Genomic DNA, 19,583 nt, shown 5'->3' on the forward strand with positions numbered 1-19,583 from the left:
GTGAGTAGCGACGAGACCAATAGTATTGGGAGCTCCTGGCGTCAAGTCATACGCAAGATCGAAGACGACGATCGGGTTAAGGCCCGCCACCGTCCATTTGTGTCCTTAGCAAAGCCCCAGGGTCTCATCGGAAGTACCCTTCTTGTCGCAGTGCCAAATGACCTCACCCGTGACATTCTGCAGACGCAGCTGCGCGAGCCGCTGGATCAGGCTCTGCGCGAAGTCTTCCAGGACGATATTCGCTGCGCGGTAAGCGTCGACTTGTCTTTGGCTGAAGAAGTCGAACAGCCCGTTGAGGAAAAATCAGCACCGGTTCCCATCCCGGCGCCGGTTCCGGAGACTCCAGGCCCGCGCCCGCAGCCGGCACCGCAGCCGACTCCCCCGTCCAATTCCCAGGAATTCGGACGACTGAATCCGAAGTACATATTCGATACCTTCGTGATCGGCTCTTCAAACCGCTTCGCTCATGCTGCTGCCGTCGCCGTCGCCGAAGCTCCTGCGAAGGCCTACAATCCGCTATTCATCTATGGTGATTCCGGTTTGGGCAAGACTCACCTACTTCATGCCATTGGGCATTACGCGCGCCACCTCTATAAGGGCATCCGGGTTCGCTACGTGAATTCAGAAGAATTCACCAACGATTTCATCAATTCGATCCGTGATGACGAAGGTGCCAGCTTCAAACAGACCTACCGCAATGTCGACATTCTGCTGATTGACGATATTCAGTTCTTGGCAAATAAGGACGCGACTCAGGAAGAGTTCTTCCACACCTTCAATGCCTTGCACAACCACAATAAACAGGTAGTGATTACCTCCGACTTGCCGCCCAAACAGCTGCAGGGCTTTGAAGATCGCATGCGTTCACGTTTCGAATGGGGTTTGCTCACCGATATCCAGCCGCCTGAACTGGAAACTCGAATTGCGATCTTGCGTAAAAAGGCGGACGCGGAGAATCTTTCTGCCCCGGGCGACGTGATGGAATATATCGCTTCACGTATCTCTACGAACATTCGGGAGCTCGAGGGCGCACTCATTCGCGTGACTGCTTTCGCCTCATTGAATAACCAGCAGGTAGATCTCGCCCTTGCCGAAACCGTGCTGAAAGATTTGATCAGCGCAGATGGTGCACAGGAGATCACTCCTTCGACCATCATCAAGCAGACCGCCGAGTACTTCGGGCTGAGCATTGATGAGCTAAACAGCAAGTCGCGTACTCGAACGCTGGTCACCGCACGTCAAATAGCTATGTACCTGCTCCGGGAATTGACGGACATGTCTCTGCCAAAGATTGGCGCCGAACTTGGCGGACGTGACCATACAACTGTGATCCACGCTGACCGCAAGATTCGTGAACTGATGGCCGAACGGCGTGCGATCTTCAACCAGGTGACGGAACTGACAAACCGCATTAAACAGAGCCAGCGCGAGCACTAATTCACGAAAAACACAGCTGTGGATAAGCCTGTGGAGTAGCTGGAGACAACCTGCGCATAACTGGCACCTCGAGTGTGGACTTCGAAAAGGGTGACACTGAGTTTCAACAGGGTGCTGGAACTGAGTGTCACTCCCAGTCACAGATTGTTCACATGCACAATTGGTTCAATCTATGGGCTCGAAGGGGTTATCCACAGTATCCACAGGGGTTATTAACACTACTTCCTTTAAACACTTATTCATCCAAATAACGAGACCTCTCCCCAGATGCCCGTTTTGAATGATTTTTTGTTCATAAGTTCGTCGCGCTCCACACTTCGAAATCTTCTATGCAGCTTCATGAGAAAAGTCGTGGCAAGATTATATGGAGATGTCGTGTAGCTACCTGCTCTATGCTTAAGAACTTGGCGGGAAACAAGCTTCTTGGCCTGACTTAAGACTTATGGGTTCCGAAAGGCGGATTTTTCGTGAAGTTCAGCGTTGAAAAGGATGTATTGGCAGACGCCGTTTCTTGGACCGCAAGGTCTCTAGCGCAGCGTCCACCATCTCCAGTACTTGCTGGCATTTTGATCACTACCCATGAGGGCATCGTTCGCCTCGAGGGATTTGATTACGAAATCTCATCCCATATTGAAATCCCTGCCGATATTGCCGAGCAAGGTGAAGTGCTGGTCTCTGGCAAGCTTCTTGCAGAAATTACCCGCTCCTTGCCAAATTCGACGGTGACCCTGGAAACCGATGGCACGAAGATTACGGTGTCTTGCGGCCGTTCACGTTTCCATTTGGCAACCATGCCAGTTGATGAGTACCCATCGTTGCCGGCACTTCCAGAAGTCGCAGGAACCATTAACGGGCAGGCCTTCTCCGAAGCTGTATCGCAGGTCATCGTCGCTGCATCCAAGGACGACACACTTCCGGTTCTTACCGGCATCAAAGTGGAAATCGAGAACGATCTCATTACCTTCCTGGCCACAGACCGTTACCGCTTGGCGATGCGTGAACTGAATTGGTCCCCAAATCAGCCAGAAGTTTCCACCTCGTTCTTGATCAAGGCTAAAACCTTGAGCGAAGTCGCGAAAACACTTTCGAGCGCCGGTGATTTGAAGCTGGCTATCAGCCCTACCGGCGAAATGGTTGGTTTCGAAAGCGCCAATCGTCGAACCACATCGCTGCTGATCAATGGCGACTACCCGAAGATTCGTTCGTTGTTCCCGGACAACACACCCATCCATGCGACCGTTCGCACCAGCGATCTTATTGAAGCCGTACGCCGTGTTTCGGTAGTTGCCGAACGAAATACCCCAGTTCGCATGGCTTTCACCGATGGCCAGCTAACCCTGGATGCTGGAACCGGCGAAGACGCTCAGGCCGAAGAAGCAATTGTTGCTTCCCTTCGGGGCGAGGACATCACAGTGGCGTTCAACCCTACATTCCTGAGTGAAGGCCTAGGCTCTTTCAACACTGACTACGTGCGATTCTCTTTCACCAGCGCACCTAAACCTGCCATGATCACCGGTCAGAAGCAGATCGACGAAGACGATCAGGACCAGTACCGGTACTTGGTCATGCCGGTTCGGTTGCCAAACTCGAACTAGTAATACCCTCGCGGTGGATGGCCTTGGGCATCCACCGCTTCGTAGCTTTCAGGACTCTCGGTGTATATCTCGCAGCTTTCCCTCACGAGCTTTCGCTCGTACGTGCAGGCCGACGTGCAACTTGCCCCGGGCATTAATGTACTGGTCGGTCCCAACGGTGTGGGCAAAACTAACATTGTTGAGGCCATCGGCTATCTGGCGAATCTTTCTTCGCACCGGGTTAGCAACGATGCACCACTAATTCAATTTGGGGCCGATCGCGCACTGATCCGCGGCACTTTGCATCGCGGTTCCCAGACCTCCTCGCTCGAGGTGGAAATTACCAACGGCAAGATCAACCGTGCCCGGATCAACAGGGCCAATCCAGTACGAGCGCGTGAAATTCTTGGACTGGTTCGAACGGTACTTTTTGCTCCCGAGGATCTCGCTCTGATCAAGGGCGATCCCTCGAACCGCCGCCGGTTTCTGGACGAAATGCTCATCTCCTTGCGGCCCATCGAAGCTGGAACTAAAAACGATTATGAGCGGATCGTAAAACAACGCAATGCGTTGCTGAAATCCATCCGCGGGAAATCAAAGCTGAACTCCTCGCAGGAGAGCACCCTGCAGGCTTGGGACATGCAGCTTGCAAACTGCGGGGCCCGCCTCATCCGGGGACGACTGAACATTTTGGCCTTGCTCCGTCCATATATGGAAGCCGCCTATGCGGATCTAGCCGATGGTAAAAAGCATGCCGGCGCGATCTATCGTTCCTCACTCGAGGGAGAAACCGATGAGAACTCAATGCCTGTCAACGATCTTGAAGGATTGAGCCAGGAAGCGATTCGAGAATTGCTGCTAAGTTCCATCGAGGCAAACCGATCACGCGAATTAGACCGCGGAATTTCACTCTTTGGCCCGCACCGCGACGATCTGACACTGACCTTGGGCGCGACACCGGCGAAGGGTTATGCCTCGCATGGCGAGACTTGGTCATTTGCGCTCGCTTTGCGTTTGGCAGCCTACCGAGTCTTCGGGGATGACGATCCCCGAACCGGCTCAGGCCCAATCCTGATACTCGATGATGTCTTTGCGGAGCTAGACGCGACTCGACGAGACAGGTTGGCACATATCGTGTCGGGGGCCGAACAAGTTCTTGTTACGGCTGCGGTTGCCGCCGATGTGCCCGAAGCTTTGAAAGGTCATTTTTTCCAAGTCAGTCCCGGCCAGGTCAATGATGTCTGAGGATGAGCTCGACTCGGCGAAGGCACTGCTCAATCGCATGCGCAAGCTCGCGGAGGAACGCGGAGATGCGAGAATCGATGCCGCCCGCATGGAGCGGGTGAAGAAACGGCAAGCATCTCGTCGCGGTTTTGCGGCACCGAAAGGGGCCGCGCCTGAAGGATCTGCCCGTGACCCTCATGCCATCGGCGAAATCGTCAACAGAATGTCCAAATCACGTGGCTGGAATACGCAAGTTGCCGTCGGTTCTGTTCTAGGCAGGTGGGCAGGACTTGTTGGAGAAGACGTTGCGGCTCACTGCAAACCAGAATCATTTGAGGACACGGTGGTCATCGTGCGCTGCGACTCAACTTCTTGGGCCACGCAATTACGCCTACTCAGCCATCAAATTTTGAAGAAAATCGATGCCGAATTGGGGCCCGGGATCGTGACCGTCATCAAGGTTCTGGGACCCAATGCCCCGTCTTGGCGTCACGGAATGCGCACCGTCGCCGGTCGTGGACCAAGGGACACTTACGGATAAAAATGCTGGCACGGCATATGGCGCTCTAACGGACCCGGTGGCTGGATCCCCCCACACCGGATCATCCTCAACCGCTCAGAGAGATGATTCTGTGGCTACTACAGCCGATTTGAGCCTCAGGATCCCTGTTTATTTTGCTAAACGCGGTAGAATTAGGGGTAGTGAATGCGCGTTGTGCAGGTATCCCCTGCGCTCGTTGCACCCGACCATGATTTTTTGATACGCACCTCACGCAGGAGCGGCAGGGAATCGCGCGCCAAATTCGAGGAGTTCGTAGCACAAGTGTCTACCGAAAACGCTTCACCGCAGGAGCCGGCCGAGAGCCAAGTACCCGCGGAATCGATGACTTCAAAAGTCGAACACACCTATGGCGCCCAGGACATTACCGTTCTCGAAGGACTCGAAGCGGTACGTAAGCGCCCGGGCATGTACATCGGTTCAACCGGTCCACGCGGCCTGCACCACCTGGTATACGAAGTTGTCGATAACTCCGTCGATGAGGCATTGGCAGGCTACTGCGACACCATTGACATCACCTTGCAAGACAACGGCGGTGTCCGCGTCGAGGACAACGGCCGTGGCATTCCCACCGACATGCACCCAACCGAAGGCAAGCCTGCCGTAGAGGTCGTCATGACGATCCTGCACGCCGGCGGTAAATTCGGCGGAGGCAGCTACGCCGTTTCCGGTGGTTTGCACGGTGTGGGTATTTCCGTTGTCAACGCCCTGTCGCGCCGGGTCGATACCGTGGTTCGCCAGAAGGGTCACGCCTGGCGAATTTCCTTCGCCGATGGTGGCGTCACCACGCTGCCGCTGACCAAGGGCGAAGAAACAGAGCTAACCGGCACCACCCAGACCTTCTACCCGGACCCGGAAATCTTCGAGACCGTAGAATTCGACTTCGAAACTCTGCGTGCCCGCTTCCAGCAGATGGCGTTCCTGAACAAGGGCTTGCGCATCCGGCTGACAGATGAGCGCGTCGTCGATGAAGTGGAAGCCGAAGTCGAGGAAGAGCGTGAGAACCAGGTAGTCAAGCCCCGCGTGGTCGACTACCTGTACAAGGACGGTCTGCTGGACTACGTCAAGCACCTGAACTCCGCCAAGAAGGTCGAGCTGGTCCACGACGAGGTCATCGCCTTCGAAGCCGAGGACACGGTCCGCGGCATCAGCGTCGAAATCGCCATGCAGTGGACCAGTGCCTACTCGGAATCGGTGCACACCTACGCGAACACCATCAACACCCATGAAGGTGGCACCCACGAGGAAGGCTTCCGCGCGGCGCTGACCGGCCTGCTGAACCGCTACGCCCGCGACAACAAGATCCTGCGCGAAAAGGACGACAACCTCTCCGGCGACGATGCTCGTGAAGGGCTGACCGCGGTGCTTTCCGTGAAGCTTTCCGAACCGCAGTTCGAAGGCCAGACCAAAACCAAGCTGGGCAACTCAATGGCCCGCGGGTTTGTCCACGGTGTGGTCAACGACGAATTGGGCGACTGGTTCGAGCGCAACCCGAACGTTGCCCGCGACATCATCCGCAAGGCCCAGCTCGCCTCCCAGGCGCGCATGGCAGCCCGCAAGGCGCGCGATAATGCGCGCCGAAAGTCGCCGATGGAATCCTTCGGCATGCCGGGCAAGCTCTCGGACTGCTCCTCGAAGAACCCCGCCGAGTGCGAAGTGTTCATCGTCGAGGGTGACTCCGCAGGCGGCTCGGCCAAGCGCGGACGCGACCCGCACACCCAGGCCATCCTGCCGCTGCGCGGCAAGATCCTGAACGTCGAGCGCGCCCGCCTGGACCGCGCGCTGGGCAATGCCGAGGTGCAGGCGATGATCACCGCCTTCGGCACCGGCATCGGCGAAGAATTCGACATGGCCAAGCTGCGCTATCACAAGATCGTGCTGATGGCCGACGCCGACGTCGACGGCCAGCACATCACCACGCTGCTGCTGACGCTGATCTTCCGCTTCATGCGCCCGCTGATCGAACACGGTTACGTCTACCTGGCCAGCCCGCCGCTGTACCGCATCAAGTGGACCAACGCGCCACACGAGTACGTGTACACGGACCGCGAACGCGATGAATCCCTGGTCAAGGGTGCCGCCGCGAATAAGCGGATCCCGAAGGAAAACGGCATCCAGCGCTACAAGGGTCTAGGCGAGATGGACTACTCCGAGCTATGGGACACCACCATGGATCCGGCTCATCGTGTCCTGCGCCAGGTGGCCATGGATGACGCGGCCGCCGCGGATGAGGTCTTCTCCGTGCTGATGGGCGAGGACGTAGAGTCCCGGCGTAACTTCATTCAGCAAAATGCCAAGGACGTGCGCTTCCTGGATATCTAACTCGCGCTCCGCGCAGCGAAACGATAACCAGCAACGAATTTTGACTTGTAAAGGGATGAAATGAGCGACGAGCAAACCCCGGGGACCGAACCGTTGGACGGGGAAATCGTGCCCGTACGTGAGGGCCACGACAAGATCGACCAGATCGATCTGCAGACCGAAATGCAGCGGTCCTATCTTGACTATGCGATGGCTGTCATCGTGGGCCGTGCGCTGCCAGATGTGCGCGACGGGCTGAAGCCGGTGCACCGCCGCGTGCTGTACGCAATGTACGACGGCGGCTACCGCCCGGAGCGTTCGTACAACAAGTGCGCCCGCGTAGTCGGCGAAGTCATGGGCCAGTACCACCCGCACGGCGATACCGCGATCTACGATGCGCTGGTTCGCCTCATCCAGGACTGGGTGATGCGCTATCCACTGGCTCTGGGCCAGGGCAACTTCGGCTCGCCGGGCAACGATGGCGCAGCCGCCCAGCGTTACACCGAAACCAAAATGGCCCCGCTGGCCATGGAAATGGTCCGTGACATCAACGAGGATACCGTTGATTTCACCGACAACTATGACGGCAAGAACCAGGAACCAACCGTGCTTCCGGCACGATTCCCGAACCTTCTGGTCAACGGCTCCTCGGGTATTGCGGTCGGCATGGCCACCAACATTCCGCCGCACAACCTGCGCGAAGTTGCCGAGGGCGTGCAGTGGTACCTGCAGAACCCGGAAGTTTCCCGCGAAGAGCTGCTCGCCGCACTGATGCAGCGCGTGAAGGGTCCGGACTTCCCCTCCGGTGCCATGATCCTGGGCACCAAGGGCATCTCGGACGCTTACCGCACCGGCCGTGGCTCGATCACCATGCGCGCCGTGGTCAACGTGGAGGAAATCCAGGGGCGCGCCTGCCTGGTAGTCACCGAACTGCCGTATATGGCCAACCCGGATAACCTCGCGGTGAAGATCGCCGAGCTGGTCCGCGACGGCAAGATCGCCGGCATTGCAGATATGCGCGACGAGACCTCTGGCCGTACCGGCCAGCGTCTGGTGATCGTGCTCAAGCGCGACGCCGTGGCCAAGGTGGTGCTGAACAACCTCTACAAGCACACCGAGCTGCAGTCGAACTTCTCCGCGAATATGCTCGCGATCGTTGATGGGGTGCCACGCACCCTGCCGCTGGATGGCTTCATCCGCCACTGGGTGACGCACCAGATCGAAGTGATTGTACGCCGCACCAAGTACCGGCTGAAGAAGGCCGAAGAAGAGGCCCACATCCTGCGCGGCCTGCTCAAGGCCTTGGATGCGCTGGACGAAGTGATCGCCTTGATCCGCCGCTCTTCCACCACCGAAGCCGCCCGCGACGGGCTGATGGAACTGCTGGACATCGATGAGGCTCAGTCCCGTGCCATCCTCGACATGCAGCTGCGCCGGCTCGCCGCCCTGGAACGCCAGAAGATCCAGGATCGCCACGCGGAGCTGGAGGTGATGATCGCCGAGTTCAAGGAGATCATCGGCGATCCACAGCGCCAACGCACCATCGTCTCGGAAGAACTTGCCGAGATCGTGGACAAGCACGGCGACGACCGCCGCACCAAGGTGCTCATGGGCTTCGACGGCGATATGAACGTCGAAGACCTGATTCCCGAAGAGGAAATGGTCGTCACCATCACCCGCGGCGGTTATGTGAAGCGCACCCGTATCGACAACTACCGGTCGCAGCAGCGCGGCGGCAAGGGAATCAAGGGCGCGAACCTGCGCGGGGACGACGTGGTGGAGCACTTCTTCGTCACCTCCACGCACAACTACCTGCTGTTCTTCACCAACCACGGCCGCGTGTACCGCACCAAGTGCTACGAATTGGCCGAGGCAGGACGTGACGCGAAGGGCCAGCACGTGGCCAACGTGATGGCATTCCAGCCGGACGAGCATATCGCACAGGTGCTGGATCTGCGCACTTACCAGGATGCCGAGTACCTGATGCTCGCCACCCGCAACGGCCTGGTGAAGAAGACTCGCCTGGAAGATTACGACACCAACCGCACCGCCGGGGTGATCGCCATCAACCTGCGCGAAGACGACGAATTAGTCTCCGCACAGCTCGTCAGCGAGTCAGATGATGTGATGCTCGTCTCCCGCAAGGGCCAGTCGGTGCGCTTCACTGCGACCGATACGGCACTGCGTCCGATGGGCCGCGCCACGTCCGGCGTGACCGGAATGAAGTTCCGCGAGCACGATGAATTGCTCGCCGCCGAAGTGGTCCGTGAGGACTCCTATGTATTCACCGTGACCAACGAGGGCTATGCGAAGCGCACCACCGTCGACGAATATCGTGTGCAATCACGCGGTGGTTTGGGCATTAAGGTAGCAAAACTCAATGAAGAACGCGGCGAATTGGTCGGTGCGTTGATCGTTGACGACAGCGATGAAGTGCTTGTTGTGATGGCCTCGGGCAAGGTCGTTCGCTCGGCAGTTTCGCAGGTCCCTGCCAAGGGCCGCGACACCATGGGCGTGATCTTTGCGAAGCCGGATAAGAAGGACCATATTATTGCGGTTGCCAAGAACTCTGAGACGGAGCTCGAAGAGAACTTGGAGGAAGATGCCGTAACGTTGAAATCAGAAAACATGACAGATGAGTCATCTGCTGTGCCTGAAATCGCTTCGGATGCACAGAACAATGACACCGATAACGGAGGTAACGCATGAGCACGCCCTCGACGCCTCGCCCAAGTGGCAGCGCCCCGAAGAGCGCAGCGCCGCGACCTACCCAGGTAAAGCGCCCAGCGCCAACCTCGAACGGCAACCGTCCAGTCGGCGCCCGACCGGCACCGACCGGTCAGCGCCCTACTGCCGGAGCGCCACGCCCGGCAGCTGGGTCGCAGCGTCCGGGAACTGGTCAGCAGCGTCCAACGCAGCCGCAGGAACGCCTGGTTCGCCCAGCGCCCAAGGCAAAGGTGCGCAAGGCGCGCCTGCTAGCTTCGAAGGTTGAGCCGTTCTCGGTACTCAAACTTGCCTTCTTGCTTTCGGTAGCTTTCGGTGTGATCACCGTGGTGGCATCCGTTGCTATCTGGGCACTGTTGGATTTAACTGGAACTTTCGATTCCTTCAACCAGCTAATGCGTGATGCAATCGGCGCTGAAGGAACCTTCGACCTCCGGGATATAGCCTCACTGGGTCAGGTAGCCTCGTACGCAACGATCATCTCCGTAGTCAACGTTGTGGTGATTTCCGTGCTCTCGATGCTGGGAGCGGTGTTGTACAACATCGCTTCCTCGCTCGTTGGCGGCGTCGGAGTCACCCTCACGGACGACTAAGAACGTGCTAGTCGAGCCCGGGATTCCTGCTGTGATGCATGACACCCGGGCTCGATTTGTATCTTCTTGCAAACCCCGGTAAAGTTTTATTTCGTTCCGAAGGGAATGAAAAAGGTAAGGGCGTATAGCTCAGGCGGTTAGAGCGCTTCGCTGATAACGAAGAGGTCCCTGGTTCAAGTCCAGGTACGCCCACTGAATCCTTACCGCTGAGAAAGAGGGTAGAATGAAAAAGCTCCTGATTCTCGGGACGGTTGTGGCTGCTGCAGTAGTCATAGTCAAGAAGGTTAAGGGTTCTACGGAAATCAAGGAAACCTGGCAACAGGTTACCGACAAGGTTTCCTAACGCTTTTCGGGGCCTTAGCTCAGTTGGTAGAGCGCCTGCTTTGCAAGCAGGATGTCAGGAGTTCGAATCTCCTAGGCTCCACAGAATAGATTGGCGGAAAGCAGCAGCTTTCCGCCAATTCTTTTCCAAAGACGAGTTGTAGTTTCGTCAGGAAGTGAAAGTCTTTCGATAATAGAATATGGGGCCTTAGCTCAGTTGGTAGAGCGCCTGCTTTGCAAGCAGGATGTCAGGAGTTCGAATCTCCTAGGCTCCACAGAAAGAAAAAGGGACGGAAAGCGATAAGCTTTCCGTCCCTTTTCTTACCCAAAATTTCTGGCGCTAACTGCTGGGCTACTGGCTGACGCGTGCACGCATCACATTCTTGTAGTGATCGAGCAGCTGTTCGCCGATGCTGAACCATGTCCGATCTTGCACGCTCAGATAGGCGGTTCGAGCAAATGCCAGACGCTTAGCATCATCGTAAATCAGGTCGCTCACGCGAGAACGGAGCTCATTGAGATCTCCGGGCGCATAAAGCCATCCTGTGCGCGAGGAATCCACTAGATCAAGTGGTCCTCCCCTGCCGACAGCTACGACCGGCACAGCGCAAGCCATGGCTTCCTGAATGGTCTGGCAGAAAGTCTCCGAGGCGCCCGGATGAACGAAGACATCAAAAGATGCGATGACTTCAGCTAGACGGGTACCGGACAGGAATCCGGTGAAATGGGCATCGGGCAACTCATTGCGAAGTTCATCTTCCAAAGGTCCGGAACCAACGACGACGATTCGGGTGTTCGGCAGTGAATTCAACACCCGGAGATCTGCGACCTGCTTCTCTGCGGCCAAGCGACCAACATAGCCGATGATGCGTTCACCATTGGGCGCGATAGCCTCACGGAACTTCGCGTCGCGACGTTCGGGTGTGAACTGAACAGTGTCTACTCCCCGCCGACCCAGCGCTAGCCTTGTGACGCCCAGAGATTCGAGCTGGTGCCGAGAGAAGGTGCTTGGCACCAGAGTCAGGTCCGCGGCCGTGTGAATGGCTCTGACGTGGTCCCAGAGCCGTTCGGTCAGCCAAGGCATTTTATAACGAGCGGCATAAGTCGGCACCTCGGTTTGATACATCGCCAGAGTAGGAATATTTAGTTCCTGCGCGGCGCGCAAGGCACGCCAGCCTAGGAGGAAAGGACTTGCCAGATGAATAACGTCTGGTGCTTCCCTGGCCAAGATCTTTTTCAGCCGGCCTGTGCCCCCGGCTGCCAAGCGGACTTCTGGATATTTGACCATAGCGACCGAGGGGACGGTGATGACTGGAAAACCCTTGTATGAACGTGGCACGCTGTGCCCCTTGAGCTCACCTGAAAGTGAGCCCGCCGGGGTAATAACCACTGCGCTATGGCCGGTGAGGGCCAAATGATCGAGGGTCCTTAGGACCGAGTTGGTGACCCCATTGACGTGGGGCAGGAACGATTCAGCAACGATAGCAACCTTCACATCTCCATACTGCGGTTTCGGGGTAACGCTGAGCTTAACGTGCCCCACAGCGTTCATTAACTTCTAGCTTCGACTGTTCGCCCCGTTGTCATATCCACGGAGGGCAGCCGAATCTAACCCTTGAAAGGGAACAGAAATTAACCCGGCGCTTTCGACTCGCGGTTTTGTAGCTACATGCTCTTTTTGCGTAGAGGCTTGAACGGCAGGTTTTTCCACAGTACTTCCCCGGGCAGAGTCTGTGGATCAAGCCGTTGCACACGACCTTTATCTTTGACACGGGAATGGTTGTTTGCCACTACTCAATCCCATAGTTGCGCTCTGGATTGCGGGCAGCACCTGCCAGTGGACGCTGATTTGATGGCCAATACCGTAAATGAGATCGTCCTGGTCTCTGTGGCCCGCGGCTCGATGCCTGGAATGTTCTTCACTAAGACAACTCAGAAATCGACGTTCGTTTCGCCATGGAATTCTGTTCTAGCTATTACACTTTTCGTTGCTGGAACTGGTGTCAAGGTTAGGGAAAATGGCCTATGGATCTTGATTGCGTTGCTATCGCACAACATTTTGGAGCTGGCCGTTGGCTGCGGGATCGGCAGATTGTTGAGATCCCGAAGGCAGACCGTGACGCGCTGGCCCTGGCTGTTCAAATGTAAAAACCTTGAATTGGCTGGCGGACTAAGCAGATAGTTTCTCTCAACCGAAGCCTACTTTTTTAGTGCAGTATTTCCGGTGCGGGAAATTTTTCAGGATCTCTGAAAGTCGAACACTGACGTTGCAGGATCGGAGCGTGAATCAATATTATGGATCCTGAACAGTGTATATACTTTGATGCGTATATATTAATACAACCTTTGATGCACCCTCGAAAGCTCCGAACCAAGGTCACGGCAGAGAACTTGTAAACTTAGCCAAGTGACGTTCTTATTGGCCGCGGTGGGAATACTCGGCATTTCAGCTTCTGGCCCAATCATCGCAGCATTTCCCAGCGTCCCGGTGATGTCCATGGCCTTCTGGCGCAATGCCGCAGCGGCTGTCCTTCTTGCCGGTCCGTCGATCAGGAAGAATCCTCGAGCGTACCTGAAACTAAGTCGCCGGGAATGGTTCTACATCCTGTTGGCAGGCGGGGCGCTCGCTCTGCATTTCGTGTGTTTCATGTTTGCCGTTCGAATGACCAGCGTGGCAGCTGCTACTGCTCTCGTTTGCATCCAGGGCGTCTGGATCGCTTTGTTTCAAACCTTGCGTGGAGTTCGTTATCGCTCTCCCGTAATTATTGGTATGAGCGTCGCAATTGTAGGTGTCTTGACGATCACCGGGTTCGATTTGGGACAAGGACACATGGCATTCTTTGGAGACCTCTTAGCGCTGGCCGGCGGCGTCCTTGCCGCCATTTATACCTTCGCTGGCGCAGCGGCACGGCGCACCATGACGACCTCCAGATACACTTCAATCTGCTACGCGGTGACCGCTGTGCTATTGCTGCTGATCTGCCTGTGTACAGGTCAACCGCTCTGGGGATTTGACGCCTGGGGTTGGTTGGGGATCATCTTGTTGACGGTGTGCGCACAGTTGTTTGGGCATACTGCGATGAACCACTTGTTGAGCGTTCTCGGCCCGCTGACGGTCTCGACCTTGATCCTGCTGGAGATTCCCGGAGCTGCACTACTCGCGGCTTTGCTCTTGGGCCAGGTGGTTCCTATCGGGACGTATCTGGGTTTGGGGATAATCCTGTTGGGTCTCGTCTTGGTGGTGAGAGGGCAAGCAAAACCCACGCTCGAGGTCTAATCTTCGGCGATAATTTTTCGAACTTCGCCGACGTCCGCTTCGCGAGATTCAACAGGTTGCTGCGGTTCAGCGATTTTCAGTTCATTTTCCCATGGGTCTTCGACCGGCCTGGAAGCCTTCCACATGGCTACGCCTAAGGCCACGAGACCGACAAACACGCCGAATGCCAAAAGTTTTCCTACAGCACTTTTCTTGCTCATGCTCACTCCCTAATGAATCAATTTTCTTTACCAGCTACGTCCAGACTAGGCAGTTAGCTGATGCGAGGCCAGTGTTCACCAACGGGGCATGGCTAATCGACAAAATGTTTCACTCAACGCGTACCCCAGCTTTGGCGGCCTTGGCCCTACTCATGGGAGAATGAAGCCATGACCGCAAACGCAACGCATAAAGCCACGATTCACACTACTTTGGGCGACATCGTCGTCGATCTTTTCGGCAACCACGCCCCGAAGACCGTAAAGAACTTCGTTGGCTTGTCGACCGGTGAGCAGGAATGGGTACACCCAGAGTCCGGTGACAAGAAGGCCAACACCCCGCTATACAGCGGCACAATCTTCCACCGCATCATCTCGGACTTCATGATTCAGGGTGGCGACCCACTGGGGCAGGGCTTCGGCGGACCAGGCTACCAGTTCGATGACGAGATCCACCCAGAACTGAACTTCAACGAGCCATACAAGCTAGCCATGGCAAATGCCGGCATCCGCATGGGCCGTGGCACCAACGGTTCCCAGTTCTTCATCACCACCGTCCCAACCGCATGGTTGCAGGGCAAGCACACCATCTTTGGTGAAGTCACCGAAGCTGAATCACGCAAGATCGTCGACGCGCTGAACGCAGTCGCCACCGATGGCCGTGACAAGCCAACGGAAGATGTTGTAATCAACTCGGTAGATATCGAAACCCTGTAACACCCGCTTTTAGCGACTTCGGCTCCGGTGATTCCCTAGTGGAGTCGCCGGAGCCGACGTATTTAACAAACAAACATGCAGATGAGATCAAGGTTGAAATAGATGTCTTACGGTCAAGTGACTCCCGCGGGCCAAACCGCCCCCACCTGTTTTAAACACCCCGAAACGATCTCATATGTGTCATGCACCCGCTGTGGTCGCCCCGTGTGCCCACGCTGCCAGGTGCCTGCGCCGGTCGGAGTCCAGTGCGTTGAATGCGTCAGCGAGGCCAACAAGAACATTCCTACGCAGCGCACAGAATTCGGCGCAACAGTGCGTCAGGGCGCCCCGATTATCACCTATTCGTTGATCGCACTTAACGTATTGGCATACATTGCACAGTGGATTATCCCCGGAACCACCGAAAATATGGTCCTGGTGCCCGCCTTGGCCGGGTGGGAGCCATGGCGTCTGATCACCAGCGCTTTTGCTCACTCGACTGGTTCCATATTCCACATAGCGATGAACATGTACGGAGTTTACCTCTGTGGTGTATTCCTTGAACCCCGTCTAGGTCGAGCGCGTTTTGGCTGGCTATACCTGCTCAGCGCTCTAGGTGGTTCGCTGGGGATCCTGCTGCTAAGCCCTGCGCTGAGTGCCACCTTGGGCGCTTCGGGCGCGCTAGCGGGACTATTCCTTTCCCTCTTCGTTGTCTTCCGCACCAACAAGCAAGTCCTGCGGCAAATGGGTATCGTGCTGGTACTAAATGTTGTGCTCGGGTTCGTAGTATCGGGGATTTCGTGGCAAGGCCACTTAGGTGGTGCCGTGATTGGCGCGCTTGCTGCTGCGTGCATCGTATTAGTGCCGCGTAATCCACAACGCACGAAGATTCAGTTCTCGTTGCTTGGGACCTTGACGATACTTGTTGCAGTGGCGATATATCTTTCCGCGGTAGCGGTTAAATGGCCGCTGGGCTAATTCGAAATCTTGAGCCGCTAGTTATCCACACAATTTATCCACACTGTTAATAACTTACACCCGTGTAACTCACCAATAGTGGAGGGCACCCTTCTGCTGCAAACAGCGAAATTCCGCGGATATGCCATCTGAGGTATTGAATACTCACAGCTTTACCCACATTTGTGGATAACTTTTAAACAGGGCCTGTAGATAGCAGTAATACGAGGTGCGCTTGAGGAGCATTTGCGTGTTCGAATTTTTAAACGAATCTGCAGATTTCGGGATTTTCCCACTGCGGGGGAGATGTCCACACGGGTAATCCACAGTGTTAATAACTTACAACCATGTAATTCCACAGTCGTTATCGCGTCCTGATTAGGGTCTAATGCTGGTTTATACACTAAGAGAGCATGTTATCCCCAGCTGTGGATAAAGTTGTGAACAAGTAAACTTGGATGTTCTCCACAAGGCTTGTGGATAAACTGTTAATACTGTGGATATCTGCCTCGTCTACCTAAAAAGCGGCAAGATGAGCAAGACAGCAAATGTGGCCATAAAAATGCAGATAATCCCGTCCAGTACGCGCCAGGAATTAGCGCTGGCGAATACCCGAGACAAGAACCTTGAGGCGTACCCAAGGGCGGCAAACCAGAATATGCTGGCGGTTATCGCGCCGGCGGCGAAGTGCCATTTCCCCTCACCCTGCGCGACCGCTACGGAGCCTAGCAACAACACGGTGTCCACATATACATGTGGATTAAGCCAAGTTAGCGCGAGTGTGGCAAGTACAACGGAAAGCTTGGCGGTCGGTGCAGGCGACTTTGATGCACTTAGAATCCCCGGTGATAGCACTCGACGTAGAGCGAAAATCGCATAGCATGCAAGGAAAATGAACCCGCCTATCCTCGCATAAGTGAGTATCCATGGCGCACGTTCAACGATTGCCCCGATTCCCGACACACCTACGAGGATCAGCACTATGTCTGACAGGGTGAAGGTGCACACCGTCAGAAGTACGTGTTCACGTCTGATTCCCTGGCGAAGCAGAAAAGCATTTTGAGCTCCGATGGCAATTATGAGCGAAAGCCCTGTGGAGAAACCGAGGAGTGCTGCCGTGTGGATCATAAACTAACCGTAGGAGAGACACTTCTTCGCTGTCGAACTTAAAACACTGAAGCTGCATTAGTGTTTCTAATGTGAATCTTGATCTCGAGCACCTAGATACCCTTCTTGCGGTGGTTGACGCGGGCAGCTTCGACGACGCCTCTATCGACCTTGGCGTGACACCGTCCGCGATCAGCCAACGTATAAAAGCCTTGGAGAGTCGTCTGGGTTCGATATTGCTTGTACGAAGCAGGCCAGTGAAGCCAACAGAGCAAGGTTCCAGAGTTCTACGCTATGCAAGACAGATTTCGTTGCTGGGTACAGAGTTCAACCACGAACTGATGCGCGACGAAGTTCAACAGGGCAAGATCTCGCTTTCAATCGGTGTAAATTCCGATTCGCTCGCGACGTGGTTTTCACCCGTATTTTCGGAACTGGCAAAGTGGCCGCAGCTTAGTTGCGAGATTCTACGCACCGACGAGAATCGCACCATGGATCTGTTGCGAACCGGAAGAGTCAGCGGTGTGGTGACCAATAGTCACGAAGTCGCTCAAGGGTGTTCGGTGCAGCGCCTCGGGTCTATGCGATACCGCGCGGTTGCCGCGCCCAGCGTGCTGAGCGCTTGGACAACCCAAGATCTGTCCAATATGCCGATAGTACTTTTTGATCGCGAAGACCCGCTTCAGCACCAGATGCTTACACGTATAGACAGTTCAAGGAAAAGACCTACCGGAACGATTTATTACGTTCCGGATTCTTCGCAGTTTGTCCAAGCAATACGCGCCGGCATGGGATGGGGAATGGTGCCTGAGCAACAGTTGAGCTTAAATCCGGAACTCAGAATACTCGACGATAGTTGGTTCATCGATGTCCCTCTATATTGGCAGCGATGGTCCGTGGATTCGCCCGCACTTGACCGGCTCGGGTCGATACTGCTCAAGGCCGCAGAGCGCAACGGGCTCGATTTGATCCTCTAAAGGGGAGTGGTCAGCAACCCTAGTCGGATGATGGAGTCGCAGCACGGATCCACAGCTAAGAAGGTCACTAGGTAACTGGCAGGTGTGGGCTAGTTCTCGTGATCTCGGGGCCGTTTGCAGCGCTCGCGGCTAGAACCTTGGGGAGGACTCCGGGATTTCATAACTAGTCACCAGAGTTGTTTTCCTCGCGCTAGCGATTTCATAGGTTGGCTTACCGCAGTAAAAGAAATCCCCACCGGAACCGCATCTGCAGTCTGGGTGGGGATTGGCGCCTCACTGATGGTCATATGCTCAACAGGGACAGGTCAGGGAGCGTTCTCAGCACTTAGAGTGTTGTTTATGTGGGTCTAGCTAGCTGCTTAATCGGGCTTAGGACCCTCAGTAACTAAACGCTATTTCCAGCCGGTCGTCATGAAGAATCCGACCATGGCGATGCCAAAGCCGATGACTATGTTCCAACCACCAATATTTGGGATTGGGAACAGCGTCTGCGAAATGTAATAAACAATGATCCAGACCAATCCGAGTAGCATCAAGCCGAACATGACTGGCTTGTACCAGCTAGGCATGGGCTTATCCACCGCATGTGCGCCTTGTGCTGTCTGCTGGGACTGTGGTTTGTTCTTGCGTCGTGGCTTAGACTCTGGCACTAGAATGCTCCCTCGGCTTCATCCGCATAGTGTAGTAAATGGGAGACTCTCAGGTCTTCCCGGTAGGCTTGAGGCAGGTAATGAACGAAAGATCGTATCGATTTCCTGCGTAGATTCCATACTAGCCGTAATGCGCCTAGTCCTTCGATTTACGGTTCGCGAAAGTTCGTCCGTCTTTTTATGCCCGATCGCCCAAAGGAGCATCACTGTAGTGAATCGTGTAGCGTCCGCGCCTGGGCGAAGAATGGCCCGTGAGAAGCAAACAGTCGGAGGCAGGATCACTGGATTCTTCGGTGAACTGCTCATTACCTTGGGTATTGTCTTGATGCTTTATGTCGTCTGGGAACTGTGGTGGACGAATATCGATTCCGCGAATGCCCAAAAAGAAGTCACGCAAAACCTAGTGCAAGACCTGGGTGATGTGGTGATTCCTGAGGAAGATGTTGAGGAAGAAGAGATCGACTATGGTCCTGCGCCGGTGGCCGAGGCCGGACCGGGGGACACCTTCGGAATCATGTATTTCCCAACCTTCGGCAAAAACGGGACTCACCATCCGGTTAGCTTCGGTGTGCAGAGCGCTGTGATCGACAATCTTGGGATCGGATATTACCCGAATACCCAATTGCCGGGCGAGAAAGGCAACTTTGCAGTCGCCGCTCACCGGCAGACCCATGGACAGGTTTTCTGGGATATCGATAAATTAGACAACGGGGACAACGTCTACTTGCAAACCAAGGAGGGGTATTACACCTATACCTGGTTTGACACCGAGATCGTTGCTCCATCCAATGGCGACGTACTGCTTCCAACGCCTCACCAGTGGGGCGTTGAGCCGACGAAATCGATACTCACGATGACAAGCTGCCACCCACCATTTAGTACCCGTGAACGCATAATTGCCTATTCCGAGCTAACCGATTGGCGCCCGCTAGACGCAGGCCCGCCCAAGGAAATTCGGGAACTCGTTGCGGACGCTACAAGCTAGGGAG

19 protein-coding genes and 3 tRNA genes are annotated in these 19,583 nt (G+C 55.5%); 18 read left to right on the forward strand and 4 right to left on the reverse strand.

The annotated features are described in order from the left end of the window. The 11 genes from dnaA to LG294_RS00055 all read left to right on the forward strand — a co-directional run bounded on the left by dnaA (position 1) and on the right by LG294_RS00055 (position 11,008). Positions 1-1,437 (forward strand): chromosomal replication initiator protein DnaA, encoded by a 1,437-nt coding sequence (gene dnaA, locus LG294_RS00005; protein ID WP_404288297.1) that lies wholly within the window; start codon positions 1-3, stop codon positions 1,435-1,437. 467 nt (positions 1,438-1,904) lie between these two features. Beyond that, entirely contained in the window at positions 1,905-3,032 is a 1,128-nt protein-coding gene (dnaN, locus tag LG294_RS00010) for a DNA polymerase III subunit beta (protein WP_404288299.1), read from the forward strand. A gap of 60 nt (positions 3,033-3,092) precedes the next feature. After that, positions 3,093-4,256 carry a DNA replication/repair protein RecF gene (recF, locus tag LG294_RS00015; protein WP_404288301.1) on the forward strand — a complete coding sequence of 388 codons (1,164 nt, stop codon included), beginning with the start codon at positions 3,093-3,095 and terminating at the stop codon, positions 4,254-4,256. After that, the gene (locus LG294_RS00020) at positions 4,249-4,776 is read left to right on the forward strand and encodes a DUF721 domain-containing protein (RefSeq protein ID WP_404288303.1); all 528 of its coding nucleotides are present in this window, start codon (positions 4,249-4,251) and stop codon (positions 4,774-4,776) included. The genes recF and LG294_RS00020 overlap by 8 nt, the downstream gene beginning before the upstream one ends. A 342-nt stretch (positions 4,777-5,118) precedes the next feature. Beyond that, the gene (gyrB, locus tag LG294_RS00025; protein ID WP_404291830.1) at positions 5,119-7,116 is read left to right on the forward strand and encodes a DNA topoisomerase (ATP-hydrolyzing) subunit B; all 1,998 of its coding nucleotides are present in this window, start codon (positions 5,119-5,121) and stop codon (positions 7,114-7,116) included. Positions 7,117-7,176: 60 nt separating this feature from the next. Further along, entirely contained in the window at positions 7,177-9,804 is a 2,628-nt protein-coding gene (gene gyrA, locus LG294_RS00030; protein ID WP_404288305.1) for a DNA gyrase subunit A, read from the forward strand. Next, complete coding sequence (locus tag LG294_RS00035) at positions 9,801-10,412, forward strand: DUF3566 domain-containing protein (RefSeq protein WP_404288307.1); 612 nt, start codon at positions 9,801-9,803, stop codon at positions 10,410-10,412. Before gyrA ends, LG294_RS00035 begins: the two co-directional genes overlap by 4 nt. 118 nt (positions 10,413-10,530) lie before the next feature. Beyond that, positions 10,531-10,604: transfer RNA gene (locus LG294_RS00040), tRNA-Ile, on the forward strand. A gap of 31 nt (positions 10,605-10,635) precedes the next feature. Further along, on the forward strand, positions 10,636-10,755 hold the full coding sequence (locus tag LG294_RS00045) for a DLW-39 family protein (protein WP_404288309.1): 120 nt from the start codon (positions 10,636-10,638) through the stop codon (positions 10,753-10,755). An 8-nt stretch (positions 10,756-10,763) separates the two neighbouring features. After that, a tRNA-Ala gene (locus tag LG294_RS00050) sits at positions 10,764-10,836 on the forward strand. 99 nt (positions 10,837-10,935) lie between these two features. Beyond that, a tRNA-Ala gene (locus LG294_RS00055) sits at positions 10,936-11,008 on the forward strand. 77 nt (positions 11,009-11,085) lie between these two features. Here the strand turns inward: LG294_RS00055 and LG294_RS00060 are convergent. Further along, positions 11,086-12,228 carry a glycosyltransferase family 4 protein gene (locus LG294_RS00060; protein ID WP_404288311.1) on the reverse strand — a complete coding sequence of 381 codons (1,143 nt, stop codon included), beginning with the start codon at positions 12,226-12,228 and terminating at the stop codon, positions 11,086-11,088. A gap of 357 nt (positions 12,229-12,585) precedes the next feature. Here LG294_RS00060 and LG294_RS00065 point away from each other — a divergent pair, with 357 nt between their 5' ends. Together LG294_RS00065 and LG294_RS00070 are read left to right on the forward strand one after the other, a co-directional pair. After that, positions 12,586-12,915, forward strand: a complete 330-nt coding sequence (locus LG294_RS00065; protein ID WP_404288313.1) for a hypothetical protein — start codon at positions 12,586-12,588, stop codon at positions 12,913-12,915. A gap of 225 nt (positions 12,916-13,140) precedes the next feature. Then, a complete protein-coding gene (locus tag LG294_RS00070; protein WP_404288315.1) occupies positions 13,141-14,010 on the forward strand; it encodes a DMT family transporter in 870 nt (289 codons plus the stop codon). Here the strand turns inward: LG294_RS00070 and LG294_RS00075 are convergent. Next, the gene (locus LG294_RS00075; protein WP_404288317.1) at positions 14,007-14,210 is read right to left on the reverse strand and encodes a hypothetical protein; all 204 of its coding nucleotides are present in this window, start codon (positions 14,208-14,210) and stop codon (positions 14,007-14,009) included. The two genes, LG294_RS00070 and LG294_RS00075, sit on opposite strands and share 4 nt — an antisense overlap. A gap of 168 nt (positions 14,211-14,378) precedes the next feature. On the opposite strand from LG294_RS00075, the gene LG294_RS00080 reads away from it, so the two are divergent. After that, positions 14,379-14,924, forward strand: coding sequence for a peptidylprolyl isomerase (locus LG294_RS00080; protein WP_404288319.1), 546 nt, complete (start codon positions 14,379-14,381; stop codon positions 14,922-14,924). Between the two features lie 222 nt (positions 14,925-15,146). After that, positions 15,147-15,881 carry a rhomboid family intramembrane serine protease gene (locus tag LG294_RS00085; RefSeq protein WP_404288321.1) on the forward strand — a complete coding sequence of 245 codons (735 nt, stop codon included), beginning with the start codon at positions 15,147-15,149 and terminating at the stop codon, positions 15,879-15,881. Positions 15,882-16,373: 492 nt separating this feature from the next. Here LG294_RS00085 and LG294_RS00090 read toward each other — a convergent pair whose 3' ends face one another. Then, on the reverse strand, positions 16,374-16,988 hold the full coding sequence (locus tag LG294_RS00090; RefSeq protein WP_404288323.1) for a LysE/ArgO family amino acid transporter: 615 nt from the start codon (positions 16,986-16,988) through the stop codon (positions 16,374-16,376). A gap of 71 nt (positions 16,989-17,059) precedes the next feature. Between LG294_RS00090 and LG294_RS00095 the strand changes: the two genes are divergently transcribed. Further along, positions 17,060-17,944, forward strand: coding sequence for an ArgP/LysG family DNA-binding transcriptional regulator (locus LG294_RS00095; protein WP_404288325.1), 885 nt, complete (start codon positions 17,060-17,062; stop codon positions 17,942-17,944). A gap of 258 nt (positions 17,945-18,202) precedes the next feature. Next, complete coding sequence (locus LG294_RS00100) at positions 18,203-18,295, forward strand: hypothetical protein (protein WP_404288327.1); 93 nt, start codon at positions 18,203-18,205, stop codon at positions 18,293-18,295. 41 nt (positions 18,296-18,336) lie between these two features. Here LG294_RS00100 and LG294_RS00105 read toward each other — a convergent pair whose 3' ends face one another. After that, a complete protein-coding gene (locus tag LG294_RS00105; protein ID WP_404288329.1) occupies positions 18,337-18,594 on the reverse strand; it encodes a cell division protein CrgA in 258 nt (85 codons plus the stop codon). A 211-nt stretch (positions 18,595-18,805) separates the two neighbouring features. Here LG294_RS00105 and LG294_RS00110 point away from each other — a divergent pair, with 211 nt between their 5' ends. Continuing rightward, positions 18,806-19,579: a class E sortase gene (locus LG294_RS00110; RefSeq protein WP_404288331.1), complete on the forward strand. Its 774-nt coding sequence runs from the start codon at positions 18,806-18,808 to the stop codon at positions 19,577-19,579. The last annotated feature ends 4 nt before the right edge of the window (positions 19,580-19,583 follow it).

It is taken from the genome of Glutamicibacter arilaitensis (genome assembly GCF_044793945.1).
GTDB classification, from domain to species: domain Bacteria; phylum Actinomycetota; class Actinomycetes; order Actinomycetales; family Micrococcaceae; genus Glutamicibacter; species Glutamicibacter arilaitensis_B.

What these genes read in the sequence shown, in the direction of transcription:
- LG294_RS00020 (WP_404288303.1), top strand. Translation starts at nt 4,249, where the DNA reads ATGTCTGAGGATGAGCTCGACTCGGCGAAGGCACTGCTCAATCGCATG.
- gyrB (WP_404291830.1), top strand. Translation starts at nt 5,119, where the DNA reads ATGACTTCAAAAGTCGAACACACCTATGGCGCCCAGGACATTACCGTT.
- gyrA (WP_404288305.1), top strand. Translation starts at nt 7,177, where the DNA reads ATGAGCGACGAGCAAACCCCGGGGACCGAACCGTTGGACGGGGAAATC.
- LG294_RS00035 (WP_404288307.1), top strand. Translation starts at nt 9,801, where the DNA reads ATGAGCACGCCCTCGACGCCTCGCCCAAGTGGCAGCGCCCCGAAGAGC.
- LG294_RS00045 (WP_404288309.1), top strand. Translation starts at nt 10,636, where the DNA reads ATGAAAAAGCTCCTGATTCTCGGGACGGTTGTGGCTGCTGCAGTAGTC.
- LG294_RS00065 (WP_404288313.1), top strand. Translation starts at nt 12,586, where the DNA reads ATGGCCAATACCGTAAATGAGATCGTCCTGGTCTCTGTGGCCCGCGGC.
- LG294_RS00075 (WP_404288317.1), bottom strand. Translation starts at nt 14,210, where the DNA reads ATGAGCAAGAAAAGTGCTGTAGGAAAACTTTTGGCATTCGGCGTGTTT.
- LG294_RS00080 (WP_404288319.1), top strand. Translation starts at nt 14,379, where the DNA reads ATGACCGCAAACGCAACGCATAAAGCCACGATTCACACTACTTTGGGC.
- LG294_RS00090 (WP_404288323.1), bottom strand. Translation starts at nt 16,988, where the DNA reads ATGATCCACACGGCAGCACTCCTCGGTTTCTCCACAGGGCTTTCGCTC.